At 62.0% G+C, this 689-nt stretch carries 1 protein-coding gene; it reads right to left on the bottom strand.

Features of this window, described 5'->3' with window-relative positions:
* Window positions 1–689: multicopper oxidase domain-containing protein (locus tag J7S20_RS16295; RefSeq protein ID WP_284055305.1), on the bottom strand; the 689-nt coding region annotated here is incomplete at both ends.

Raw genomic sequence — 689 nt, 5'->3', positions numbered from 1 at the left:
CCCGGCTCGATCACCACGTCATAGGTTTCGGCAACGCCGATCTGGAACTCGTCGGTGTCGACGGGGCGGACATTCTGCCCGTCGGCGGCGACCACCGTCATCGGAAGGCCGGGAATACGGATGTTGAACAAGGTCATCGCCGAGCCGTTGATGATCCGCAGCCGCACCCGCTCGCCGGGGTTGAAGGCGAATTCCATGCCTTCCTTCGGCCCATGCCCGTTGACGAGATAGGTATAGGTCGATCCCGTCACGTCGGAGATGTCGGTCGGCATCATCCGCATCTTCGCCCATTCGCGGCGCTGCTTTCCGGTGAGCGGGTAATCGTCGGTCCAGCTCGTCTGCTGGTAATTGAAATAGCCCTCGCCCTTTTTGAGCTTTTCAAAGATCGTGTGCGGTGAAAGCGGTGAAAATTCGCTCAGCAGCAGGACATATTCGCGGTCGGCCTGCACCGGATCGGGACCGGCGGGATCGATGACGATCGGGCCGTAATGCCCCGCCTGTTCCTGAAGCCCGGCATGGCTGTGCCACCAATAGGTGCCCGACTGGCGTACCGGAAAGGTAGCGGTGAAGGTGCCGCCCGCGGGGATGCCGGGAAAGCTGATGCCCGGCACGCCGTCCATCTGGAACGGCACGAGCAGCCCGTGCCAGTGGATCGAGGTATCGGTGTCGAGCGTGTTGGTGATGTTGAG

The organism is Stakelama marina (assembly GCF_018122655.1).
In the GTDB taxonomy this organism is placed as follows: domain Bacteria; phylum Pseudomonadota; class Alphaproteobacteria; order Sphingomonadales; family Sphingomonadaceae; genus Sphingomonas; species Sphingomonas marina.
The sequence above is the reverse complement of the archived record's forward strand: the minus strand, read 5'-3'. Positions and strand labels throughout refer to the sequence as shown.